This window comes from Rhodococcus sp. NPDC057529 (genome assembly GCF_042802055.1).
GTDB lineage: Bacteria > Actinomycetota > Actinomycetes > Mycobacteriales > Mycobacteriaceae > Rhodococcus_F.
In genome coordinates, this window is sequence record NZ_JBHVEY010000008.1 from 238,887 (window position 1) to 249,280 (window position 10,394).

Below are 10,394 nucleotides of genomic sequence, written 5' to 3' on the forward strand. Positions count from 1 at the left end.
AATCCACTCGCGTGTCACCGCGCGGCGGAGGCGGCCACCCCGAGCGGGGGATCCGTGACGGGCGGTTGCAGGATTCCCTCGTCCACGAGGCGATCCACCTCGGTGGACGTCATGCCCAGCAGCTCCTCGCAGATCTCGCGGGTGTGCTGCCCGGCGAGCGGGGCCTGGCGCAGCGGCGGATCGGAAATGGCCGAGAAGCGGGCGATGCGGGCTGCCGTGGGCAACGCCTTCGGGAGCAACGCGTGATGGGTGACCGTGTAGGCGTCGCGGGCCGCCAGGTGTGGATCGGTGAGCAGTTCGGGAAGGCGCAGCATCATCCCGGCGGGCACTCCCGCCGCCTGCAACTGCGCGACCGCCGCTGCGGGAGAACGCGTCTGCAGCCACTCACCCAGCACGGCGTCGACGTCCACGCGGTTGCGGATCCGCTCGGCCCGGGTGCGGAACGCTGGAACGTCCGCCAGTTCGGGCGTGCCGATCGCGGCGCACAGTCGCACCCAGTCGTCGTCGTCCCTGACCGACACGACGCACCATTCGTCGTCACCCGCACAGGCAAACACCCCGGCCGGCGCGGCGAACGGGTCCGCGTTGCCGGGCGCGGAGACGGTGCCCGGTCGGAGCGATTCGGTGACGAGTTGAGCACCGAGTTGGACGAGCGCGGTGTCCGCCTGCGCCACCTCGAGCGCTGCGCCCCTACCCGTGCGGGTCCGCTGGATCAGGGCGGCGAGCACCGCGATCGCCGTGACGTGGGCGGCGATGTGATCGGGATAGACGGTCGAGCCGTCACAGAGCAGATCCTCGTTCCCGGGGTACCGCCACAGGGCGGACACACCGCACGCGGCACGCACCAGCGGGCCGTATCCGAGTCGGTTGTTCCACGGCCCGGTACTGCCGAACGCGCTGCTCTCGGACACGATGACGCGGGGGTTGAGTGCGGCGAGTTCGTCGTACGACAGGCCCATCGACGCGAGTGTTCCGGGCTTGAAATTGGCCAGGACCACGTCGGCCTCGGCGACGAGGCGGCGGAACAACTTCCCGCCCTCCGCGCTGCGCAGGTCCAGACCGAGGCTGCGCTTGTTGCGGTGCCCCCAGGCGACGGACGCGGCCAGCGCCGCACCCCGCTTCGACTGCCGGAGACCGTCGGGGAACTTGGCATTCTCGACCTTGATGACATCGGCGCCGTAGTCGGCGAACTGGCGGCTGAGTTCGGCGCCGAAGACGATCACGCCCAGGTCGAGAACGCGGAGGCCGTCCAGTGGGCGGGTGCCCCGTTGCCGCGTCCCGGACGCCTCGCCCGCCGGTGCCTCCCGCGTCGCCCGGGGCTGGGCGTCGTGCTCCCCGACCTCGGGCGCCGGGGTCCTGATTCCGACGCGGGCGCCGTCGATCGACACGTATCCCGTCGGAACCCGGGCGTGCACCCCGGCGGCGATCTCCATGTCCGCGAGGGCACCGGCCACGTCGAAGTGCTCGGTGGTCAGTACTTCCCCGAGCGAGAGGACACCGCCGACCGGCACTCCCCTGGCCGCACCCTCGGCGACGAGTTGGTCGCGGGTGCGGGTCGCGAACAGCGCCTCGATGAGGGGGTGCAGGGTGTCGGCGGCGGCGAATCGGGCCGGGATCGTGTCGTACTTCGGGTCGGCGAATTCCTCCGGCTCGCCGAGCCATGCGAACATTCCCCGCCACTGCCGCTTGGCCAGCAGGCAGATCCGCACGTAGCCGTCGGCGCAGGGGAACACCGGGTAGAAGTTCGACGCGTCCGGCCGGTTCCGGGGGAAGTCGTCGGAACGCCCCGCGGCCGCGGAACCCTGCGTCCCGAATCCGGGATCGAAGCCGTGCACGAGCGCCTCGAACGCGGACAGATCCACGACCTGCCCGCGGCCGGTGCGGATCCGGTCGTAGTAGGCGAGCAGCGCCGACCAGGCGGCGTGCATCCCCACGGTCTCCTCCACCAGGCCGGCGGGAGGAAGGAGGGGTTCGGCTCCGGGAGCACCGGAGCGGGACAGCACACCGCTCAGTGCGTACAGCACCTGTTCCGTGGCCGCCCAGTCCCGGTAGGGTCCGGTCTGACCGAAGGGTGTGACCGACACGCACACCAGTGACGGTGCGAGAGCGGAGAGTTCGGCTGCGCCCACTCCCCGCTCGCTCAACGCGCCCGGCGCGTGCGATTCGATCAGGATGTCGGATTCCGCGGCGAGTTCCCGCAGCCGATCGCGGCCCGCGGGGTCGTCGAGGTCCACGACGATCCCCCGCTTGTTCGCGTTGCGCAGCGCGAACGGGATGCTGACCCCGTCCACCACGGGCTCGGCGCGGCGTGAACGCGCGCCCCCCGGGCCTTCCACCTTCGTCACCTGCGCGCCGAGGTCGGCGAGGTACCGGCCACACGACTCACCGAGGCCGTCGGTGAGGTCCAGTACACGGACACCGGTCAGCGGTAGCGTCATCGCCTGCTCCGTTCGATCAGATCTGATGGTGAATGAAAAGCGTTTCGAGTCAGCGTGTTCCGAAGTACACGGACTTCGTCGCGAAATACGGGTTCAGGCCTTCCGGACCGAGTTCACGTCCGAGGCCGGACGACTTGACGCCGCCGAACGGCGCGTCGAGGTCGAGGGCGTAATGGTTGACACCGACGGTCCCGCTGTGGATCCGGGAGGCCAGGGCGAGGCCGTGCTCCTCGTCGGAGGTCCAGACCGTGCCGCCCAGACCGTATTCGGAGTCGTTGGCGATCGCCACGGCCTCGTCCTCGTCCGTGTAGGGGGTGATCGTCAGAACGGGCCCGAAGATCTCCTCCTGGGCGATGCGGGCGGAGTTGTCCACGTCCACGAACACCGTCGGCTCGACGAACCAGCCGAGCGGCTGCGAATCCGGTACGCCCCCGCCGGTCGTCGTGCGGTAGCCCGCGCTGCGCCCGTCCTCGATGTAGCCGAGCACGCGCTCGCGCTGGGCGGCGCTGACCAACGGCCCGATCGCGGTGGCCTTGTCGAGGGGATCCCCGACGACGAGACCCCGGACCGTCTCGGTGACCGCCTCGACGACCTCCTCGTACCGGGCACGGGGGGCGAGGATCCGGGTACTCGCATGGCACGTCTGGCCGTTGTTCACCAGCGACACCTCCGCGAGGTTCGCGGCGAACACGGACAGGTCGGCGTCGGCTGCCACGATTGCAGCCGATTTGCCGCCGAGTTCGAGCGTGACGGGGCGCAGCAGCCTGCCACACACCTCCCCGATCGCTCGTCCCGCCGCCGTCGAACCGGTGAACGCGACCTTGTCGACCCCCGGGTGCTGCACCAGGTAGGCGCTCGCCTCGCGGCCCGCGGGCACGATGTTCAGGACGCCGCGAGGCAGACCGGCCTCCTCGGCGGCATCCGCGAACGCGAACGCGTCGAGCGCGGTTTCGGGGGCGGCCTTCAGAATCACGGTGCAGCCGGCCGCGAGCGCGGGCGCGATCTTCATCGCGGCGAGCGGCTGCGGGTAGTTCCACGGGGTGATCGCGGCGACGACGCCCACCGGCTCCCGCCGGACCACCGTGCGGCCGCCGAACGCGCTGGGACGGACGTCCTCGGACGCCGCGTCGCGGACGAGCGCGGCGTAGTAGCGGATCATGGCGGCGGGCCCGAAACCGTTGACCCCGGCGGAGAGTGAGATCGGCATCCCGTTCTCGCGGCTCACCAACGTCGCGGTGTCGCGACCACGCTTCTTCAGCGCGGACGCGAACGCGTCGAGAAGGTCTGCCCGAGCGCGGTTGTCGAGCTGCCCCCACGGTCCGCGGAGTGCGTCGCGTGCGGCGGAGACGGCGGCGTCGATGTCGGCGGCCGAAGCGAGAGCCGAACGCCCGAGCACCTTCTCCGTGGCAGCCTCGACGACGTCGGCCGCGGCACCCTCCTGCGGGGCGACCCACCGGCCACCGATGAACAGGGCGTCGCGGTCCACGGTCATGTTGTCCATGTCGATCCTTCTCACAGAGTCGGGGTGCTACAGCACGTCTTCGTGGGCGAAGAGCGTCGAACTGACGAGCGGTGCCATCGGGCCGCCGATGAACAGCGACGTCTTGGCGTGCGCCACGGGATTGGTCGACGTGCCGCGGATCTGCCGCACGGCCTCGACCGCCAGGCCCATTCCGTTGACGAACGAGTCGGCGATGTTGCCGCCACTCGTGTTCACGGGGAGCTTGCCCACGCCCGCGGTGAGGTTGTCGACGGTGAGGACCTCGCCTGCGGCGGGGCCGGACGGCGCCAGGCCGTGGTCGATGAGCGCGGCGACGGCGGGCCCGCTGAAGTTCTCGTACACCTGGACGACGTCCACGTCGTCGGGGCCCAGACCTGCTGCGGCCCAGAGTCGGTCCGCGACCCCGGGCCGTCCGGCGGCGCCCGCGAAACCCGCTGTGGCGTACTGGTCGTCGTTGTCGATGATCGAGGAGTAGCCGCCCGGTGCGCCCTGCGCGCCCGCGAGAACGTACGCGGGATCGGGTCGCAGCGACTTCGCGCGGTCGGCGGAGACCAGCACCAGTGCGACGGCGCCGTCGCTCTCCCGCGAGCAGTCGTACAGGTGGAACGGTTCGGTGATCAGGCGGGACGACTCGTACGTCGCCTCGTCGAGCGGCTTGCCGTAGCCCTGCGCGGTCGGATTGTTCTGGGCGTGCCGGTACGCGGCGAGCACCAGTGCACGCATCGTTTCGCGCGGCACCCCGTCGTGCTCGAGCAGTCGCTGTGTCCGCAGCGCGCACACCTGGGCGGGCGATCCGACGCCGTGCGCGAGGAAGTGCGGGCCGTAGTGGTACTTCGCGTAGCCGAGGCGACCGGTATCCGCCTGTGCCATCGAGCGGCAGACGACGACGCACTCGGCCTGCCCGGCAGCGATCGCGACGGCGGCATTGTTGATCGCGGCCGCGACCGTCCCGCCGCCGCCGCCCCACATCATGTTCGACCATCGGACGTCGTCGACGCCCAGTGCGCCGCCGATGACCGCACCGTCGTGCCCGCCGCCCGCATACGACACGAATCCGTCGAGTTCGCGCGGCGAGATGCCGGCGTCCGAGCATGCCGCGAGGATCGCCTCGAGCGTCATCCTCAGTTCACCCGCCGGGGCCTCGCCGCGGCGGTAATGCAGTTCGGACACGCCGACGACGGCGGCCGCCCCGCGCATGGTGAGTGCACTCATGCCTGCGCTCCTTCGGTGGATCGACGCCAGCGCAGCAGCGGCCAGGTCGCGCCTTCGTCGTGCTCGATGTGCCCGACGACCGGGTCGCCGATGCGGATGGCATCGGTGTCGTCGCCGGTCAGGATTCCGAGTACCCGGCGGTGCCCGGCCTCGGGAAGTTCCACCAGGATCGTCACGTACGGGACGCGGTCGGCCAGTTCGGTGATGAACGGGTACCAGCTCCGCGACCAGCTGTACACAGTCCCGGTGGGCGTCACGGATTCCCAGTTCGGGTCGAGGGTGTGGCAGGATCCGCAGACCCATTGCGGTCCCCAGATCCAGGTCTTGCAGTTGCCGCAACGCTGGAGTCGCAGCTCACCTCGGGTGAGTCCGTCCCAGTACGGTTGGTCGAGGCCGTCGGCGGACGGTCCCCACGGTTCTCCCGTCATGCCGGACGCCCTCCTTCGGCGGGGAAGTTCTCGAGCGCCGCGGCCAGCCAGCGGCCTTCGTGACGCTCCCAGATCGACCGCAGGCCGATCGTGCCGCCCGGGGTCGTGTACACCGTCTCGCCGATGCGGCGGTCGCCGTCGGCCCGGACGTCCTTGATCTCGAACCCGTCGACGTCGCCGCGGGGAACGGTGACACCGTCGAACACGGCGGGCAGGTTCTCCTGAACCATGTCGGCGAGTGCGGACTTCATGTCTCCGGACACCACGTATCCGACGTGCCGCTCGTACAGTTCGCGGAAGTCTTCGACAGACATTCGAAACTCCTTTTCTCCATGAGAACCTCACGCCTCACGGCGGATGCCCTCGATTCCTATACCTTATGTCGTTAGGTAAACCGGAGTCAATCGTCCGCGAACCGGAACGTGCCGTCGGCGGCGACGACCGCTGTGTCCCGCGCGACGTCGACGCCGACCAGACGGGTCAGCGCGCCTGTTTCCGTCGTGGTGGCCAGCGTGCGTTCGCCGGTGCCGGTCCGCACCGCCACGAAGCCGCGCTCCGGGGCGCCGTCGCGACCGTGCACCACCGTCCAGGACTCGATCGAGCCGGACCCCTCATAGCTGGTGAGCGCCGTCGTGGTCGGCAGCGCGTCGACGTCGGCCTGAACGTCCTGGCGCCGGAAACCGCTGCGCGGCGGCTCCGTCCGGTAGACGCCGAACGCGTGCTTGGTGAGGTAACCGCCGTTCGCCGTGATCAGTCCGTACGTTCCCGGCGCCTCGCGCAGCCGGGTCGCCAGGGTGGCGATCGCGTGGGTGCTGTAGTTGTTCCACGGACCGCCCGCGAACGTGAGGCCGCCGGTGAGCGTCAGCGGTCGACCGGGATCGTCGACGGGCAGCCCCAACTCGGCCGCGGCGACCTGGACGGCCGACGGGAAGCACGAATACACGTCCACGTGCGCCAGGTCGTCCCGCCCGATTCCCGACAGTTCCAGGGCGCGCGCCCCCGCCAGCCGGATGGCGGGTGACCGGTCGAGCGCTTCCCGTTCGGCGACGTCGTACGTGTCGTGCGCCTCGGTGCCTGCATGCGGAAAGACCCAGTTGTCGCGGGGAATCCCGAGGCGGGTGGCGACGCCGACGGAGCAGAGGAGCAGCGCCGCGCCCTGCTCCACCATGTTGTTCGAGTTCATCAGCTTGGTGTACGGCCGGCTGATCCACCGATTGTCCTCGGACGGCGTGACGATCTCGTCGGCCGTGTACTCACGGCCGGTCCACGCGTGCGGGTTCGTCGCCGCCACCTTGCTGAATCCCGACCAGAGTGCGCCGATCGCGGCACGGTGCTCGTCCTCCGACCGGCCCGACGAGATCCGCAGCGCCTGCTCGAACAGGGGGTACACGTACGCGGGCCGGTCGAGCCCGATCCTGGACTGACCGTCGAAGACCATCGGCACCTCGGGGACGAGGACCTCCGCGGATGGAACCGAGTCGTCCTGCACGGTCCACTCCGGGCGAACACCCTGAGACCGCAACTTCATCCGGGTCCGCCAGGACTCGGCACCGCCCACCAGGACCACGTCGGCCCGGCCCGCCGCGATGTCCTCGGCCGCCTGGTTGACGAGGACCTGCGGGCCGCTGCCCCCGCTGCCGGTGTACCCGGTGTGCCGGACGGCGGCGCCGATGCGTTCGCCGACCAGCGCCCCGGGGTCGCGGTACCGCCACGACAGCATCCCGATCAGCCGGACCGAGTCGACGAGTTCGAGCAGACGCGACGATCCCGCCTCGGACGCGGCGGCGCGGGCCGCTGCGACGATCAGATCGACGGGTTCCACTCCCCCGGTCCGCTCGTTGACCTGTCCGCCGCCGACGAGGATCGGGGTGCGCGGATCGAGTGTCACGACATCACCGCCTCGAGGATGCGTTCCCGGTTCTCCGGCCTCGGCCAGCCGCCGAGGATCAGGGTCGTCAGGCAGGTGGGTTTCCAGCGGTTCACGATGTCCTCACAGATCTTGTCGGCAGGCCCGATCAGCGCGACGTCCTCGACCATCTCCGTCGGAACGGCCTGCGCGGCGAGATCGGCCCGCCCACGCAGGTACAGCTCCTGGATCTCGGCGCAGGCGTCGGCCCAGCCCATGCGGGTGAAGACGTCGTTGTGGAAATTGGCGCCCTTCGCGCCCATGCCACCGGCGTACAACGCGACGACGGGTTTGATCTTGGCCGCCGCCTTTTCCACATCGTCGTTTTCGACCAGCCAGCACACGTTGGCGATCTCGAAATCCGACGGCGACCGGCGGGCCCCGTCCCGGCCGAACCCCTCGGCCAGCGCGGCGCGGTAGAACTCGTCGCTCTTGGGCGAGAACCACAGCGGGGTCCAGCCGTCCGCGATCTCCGCGGCGAGCGCGACATTCTTCGGACCCTCCGCCCCGAGATAGACCGGAATGTCCTCGCGCAGTGGGTGAACGATCGACTTCAACGGCTTTCCGAGACCACTGCCACCGTCCAGCGGTAGCTGATAGTGCCTGCCTTCGTAGGTCACCGGCTTCTCCCGGGCCCACACCGCACGCATGATCTCGACGTACTCGCGGGTCCGCTCGAGCGGCCGGGGATACGGTTGCCCGTACCAGCCCTCGACCACCTGCGGTCCCGACGCGCCGATGCCGACGATCACCCGGCCCCCACTGAGGTGGTCGACCGTCTGCGCCGCCATCGCCAGGGCCGTCGGCGTCCGGGCCGACATCTGGCAGACCGCGGTTCCCAGTTTGATCGTGGACGTGCGCGATCCCCACCAGGCGAGGGGGGTCAGCGCGTCCGATCCGTAGGTCTCCGCCGTCCAGAAGCTGTCCACGCCGAGCGCTTCGGCTTCGGCGAGCATCCGGTCGACGTTGCGCGGCGGCCCGGAGCCCCAATATCCCGCGGCGATACCGACCTTCACCGTCGACCCCCGTCCTCGTCTCGACTCGTCACAGTTGTCGTCCTTTAGTGGTTCTGATAGACCGGCGGGCGCTTCTCGAGAAACGAGTACACGGCTTCGCGGTGGTCCTTGGTCATGGCGGCGAGGATCTGGGTCCGGTTCTCCAAGTCGATCGCGGCGCGCAGGCTCGAAACCTCGAGGTTGGACCACATCACCTCCTTGGTCATCCACACGCCGAACGGGCTGTTGCGCGCGATGTTCTCAGCGGTGTCCAGCGCCGAATCGAGCAGCCGCTCCGCCGGTTCGACGGACGAGACGATGCCGACGCGCTCGCACTCGGCGGCGTCGACGGGGCGACCGGTGAGGAGAATTTCCGCCGCCCTGGAGAATCCGATCATCCGGGGCAGCAACCAGCTGACGCCGATGTCGCAGCTGGACTGCCCGCGGTTTATGAACGACGCATGCAGCGCCGCGGTATCGGACATGATCCGGACGTCGGCCATCAGTGCCAATGCCATCCCACCTCCCGCGGCGGCGCCGTTGATCGCGGCGACCACCGGCGGCCTGGCACCGCGGAACGCCTCGACGAGCGAGGCGATGTGCTGCTGAACACGCATGCCCGCCTGCGCCCGGCCCTCGCCGCCGGTCGCGCCCGGTGGGGTGCCGTAGCCGCGCAGGTCGATTCCGGCGCAGAACGCCCGCCCGTTCCCGGTCAGCACGATCGCGCGGATCTCGGAGTCGTGGCGGACGTCGGCGAGCACCGCGTGCAGCGCCTCGACGAGCGGGGCGTTCATCGCATTCAGGGCGTCCGGGCGGTTCAGGCGGATCAGCAGAACGCCCGGCCGCGGCTGCTCGGTCAGTATCAGTTCGGACATTCGGGGCCTTCCCCTCGTGTGGTTCCGACGGCCTCCGCTTCGTGTCGGTACCGTCGACATATCAAGCTAATACCTTTAGGTTAATACCTCAAGATCCACAGTTCGGACGGATGGCGCGAAAGGACAGAACACAATGGCGGAACTGCACGGCAAGGTCGCGGTGGTGACCGGCGGCGCGAGCGGGATCGGGGCGGCGACCTGCGCACTTCTCGCGGAGCGGGGTGCGCGGGTGGTGGTCACGGACATCGACGACGAACGCGGCGAGGCGGTCGCGGCCGCCCTCGGCGAGCACGGTGTCTACCTGCACACCGACGTCACCCGCGAGGAGGACGTCGCGGCCGCGGTCCGCGCCGCGACCGAGCGCTTCGGACGCCTCGACGCGATGGTCAACAACGCCGGCCGGGTCGGGTCCTGGACGTACGTCGCCGACACGACCGTCGACGAGTGGGACTCCTCGTTCGCCGTCCTGGCGCGCAGCGCCTTCCTCGGCACCAAACACGCCGCCCGGGTGATGCGCGGGCAGGGGTTCGGCACCGTGGTCAACGTGTCGTCCGTGGCGGGCGTGCGCACCGGCTTCGGCCCGCACCCGTACGGCGCCGCGAAGGCCGCCGTGCTGCAGATGACCCGCAGCGCCGCACGCGAACTCGCGGAATTCCACGTCCGGGTCAACGCGGTCACGCCCGGCGGCGTCGCCACCCGCATCGTCGGTCACGGCGCCGGCCTGGACGGAGACGCGCTGGACGCCAGCGTCGACAGCGTGCGGCAGGGTCTGGCGACATTCCAGCCGATCCCCCGCGCCGGCGAGGGCCACGACATCGCCGGCGCCATCGCCTATCTGGTCTCCGACGACGCAACGTTCGTGACCGGGCAGAACCTCGTCGTCGACGGGGGCCTGACCCTCGGGAAGGCGTGGCCCGCCACCTACAGGCGCTGACGCACCCGTGCGGAGGGGAGAGAGGGCTCTAAGCCCTCCACACCCACCAAAAACAAAAAAAAAAGCAGCAAAACAACCACTAAAAAAGACCCCCCCCCCCCCACA

General features: G+C 70.0%; 9 protein-coding genes. 1 reads left to right on the top strand and 8 read right to left on the bottom strand.

Annotated elements, in window-relative coordinates; translation table 11 throughout:
* Positions 1-14: 14 nt before the first annotated feature.
* From ACFU5V_RS18010 to ACFU5V_RS18045, 8 genes are all read right to left on the bottom strand, one after another.
* A complete protein-coding gene (locus ACFU5V_RS18010; protein WP_378700989.1) occupies positions 15-2,438 on the bottom strand; it encodes a CaiB/BaiF CoA transferase family protein in 2,424 nt (807 codons plus the stop codon).
* A gap of 49 nt (positions 2,439-2,487) precedes the next feature.
* Entirely contained in the window at positions 2,488-3,939 is a 1,452-nt protein-coding gene (locus ACFU5V_RS18015) for an aldehyde dehydrogenase (protein ID WP_378700991.1), read from the bottom strand.
* 27 nt (positions 3,940-3,966) lie between these two features.
* Positions 3,967-5,151: a transporter gene (locus ACFU5V_RS18020; RefSeq protein WP_378700993.1), complete on the bottom strand. Its 1,185-nt coding sequence runs from the start codon at positions 5,149-5,151 to the stop codon at positions 3,967-3,969.
* Entirely contained in the window at positions 5,148-5,579 is a 432-nt protein-coding gene (locus ACFU5V_RS18025) for a Zn-ribbon domain-containing OB-fold protein (RefSeq protein ID WP_378700995.1), read from the bottom strand. The genes ACFU5V_RS18020 and ACFU5V_RS18025 overlap by 4 nt, the downstream gene beginning before the upstream one ends.
* Complete coding sequence (locus ACFU5V_RS18030) at positions 5,576-5,893, bottom strand: hypothetical protein (RefSeq protein ID WP_378700997.1); 318 nt, start codon at positions 5,891-5,893, stop codon at positions 5,576-5,578. The genes ACFU5V_RS18025 and ACFU5V_RS18030 overlap by 4 nt, the downstream gene beginning before the upstream one ends.
* An 86-nt stretch (positions 5,894-5,979) precedes the next feature.
* The gene (locus ACFU5V_RS18035; protein ID WP_378700999.1) at positions 5,980-7,467 is read right to left on the bottom strand and encodes an acetyl-CoA acetyltransferase; all 1,488 of its coding nucleotides are present in this window, start codon (positions 7,465-7,467) and stop codon (positions 5,980-5,982) included.
* Positions 7,464-8,501 carry an LLM class F420-dependent oxidoreductase gene (locus ACFU5V_RS18040; protein ID WP_378701001.1) on the bottom strand — a complete coding sequence of 346 codons (1,038 nt, stop codon included), beginning with the start codon at positions 8,499-8,501 and terminating at the stop codon, positions 7,464-7,466. Before ACFU5V_RS18040 ends, ACFU5V_RS18035 begins: the two co-directional genes overlap by 4 nt.
* Before the next feature lie 44 nt (positions 8,502-8,545).
* Positions 8,546-9,355, bottom strand: coding sequence for an enoyl-CoA hydratase/isomerase family protein (locus ACFU5V_RS18045; RefSeq protein WP_378701003.1), 810 nt, complete (start codon positions 9,353-9,355; stop codon positions 8,546-8,548).
* Positions 9,356-9,488: 133 nt separating this feature from the next.
* On the opposite strand from ACFU5V_RS18045, the gene ACFU5V_RS18050 reads away from it, so the two are divergent.
* A complete protein-coding gene (locus ACFU5V_RS18050; protein ID WP_378701005.1) occupies positions 9,489-10,289 on the top strand; it encodes a glucose 1-dehydrogenase in 801 nt (266 codons plus the stop codon).
* The last annotated feature ends 105 nt before the right edge of the window (positions 10,290-10,394 follow it).